This window comes from Lichenibacterium ramalinae, assembly GCF_004137085.1.
GTDB classification, from domain to species: domain Bacteria; phylum Pseudomonadota; class Alphaproteobacteria; order Rhizobiales; family Beijerinckiaceae; genus Lichenihabitans; species Lichenihabitans ramalinae.
Genome location: NZ_QYBC01000065.1, coordinates 1 through 1,055, shown reverse-complemented (window position 1 = coordinate 1,055; position 1,055 = coordinate 1). Strand labels below are relative to the sequence as shown.

1 protein-coding gene is annotated in these 1,055 nt (G+C 60.7%); it reads left to right on the top strand.

Annotated elements, in window-relative coordinates; genetic code table 11:
• Positions 1–93 precede the first annotated feature (93 nt).
• Positions 94–1,045 (top strand): IS630 family transposase gene (locus D3272_RS27020; RefSeq protein WP_129222329.1). Its coding sequence is split into 2 segments (ribosomal slippage): positions 94–432 and positions 434–1,045, totalling 951 coding nucleotides; the frame shifts between segments, so codons are not numbered across the junction.
• The last annotated feature ends 10 nt before the right edge of the window (positions 1,046–1,055 follow it).

Below are 1,055 nucleotides of genomic sequence, written 5' to 3'. Positions count from 1 at the left end.
CTAGAGTTCGTCAGCGAGCATTAGAATCTCGACGGCGTGGCGGCGCGGTGTGAAGTGTGATTCAGTTAGGTCGTCAGTTTGAGGTCGGCCCGCATGCCTTCATCCCTTTCGCTTGATCTACGGAGCAGGATCGCGTCGGCCGTGATGGCGGGCGAGACGGTCCGATCTGTCGCGGTTCGGTTTGGTGTGTGCGCCGCGACGGCTGTTCGACTTGGCCAGAAGGCTCGCACGGGCGAAGATTTGAAGGCTCGTCCGCGCGGTGCGCCACCTGAGATGATCATCCGAGGCGACGTAGCAGATTGGGTGAAGTCGAGATTGGCGGAAAAGCCGGATCTGACGGTCCGGGCCTTGGCGGCCGAGCTTTGCGGGCGTGGGACGACTGTGACGCACGACACGGTCTGGCGCTTCATCCGTCGCGAAGGCCTCACGTTCAAAAAAAACTCTGGTGGCGAGCGAGCAGGACCGCCCGAAGGTGGCGCGCTTCCGGGATCGCTGGAAGGCCCATCAGCATCGGATCTCGGCCGACCGTCTGGTCTTTCTGGATGAGACCTGGATCAAGACGAACATGACCCGTCTTCGTGGTTGGCTCATGCGCGGCACGGCGCTCGTCGCCAAGGTTCCGCATGGACACTGGAAGACACTGACGTTCATCGGAGCGCTGCGTCAGGACGAGATCGTAGCGCCTTGTGTTTTCGATGGCCCGATCAACGCGAACACCTTTGTCGCTTGGGTCGAGCAGAGCCTCGTGCCCGCTCTCAAGCCTGGAGATGTCGTCGTGCTCGACAACCTCGGCAGTCACAAAGATCCTCGCGCGCGACGGGCCATTCGAGCCGCCGGAGCTCACCTGCTCTTCCTTCCGCCCTACAGTCCCGATCTCAACCCCATCGAGATGGTCTTCGCCAAGCTCAAGACCCTGTTTCGAAAAGCCGACAGCCGTACGGTGGAAGAAGCTTGGCGCAAGATCGGCACCTTGCTCGACATGTTCTCACCCGAGGAATGTGCCGCCTACATCAGACATACAGGGTATGGTTCCAAAAGTGCCTGACAGACTCTAG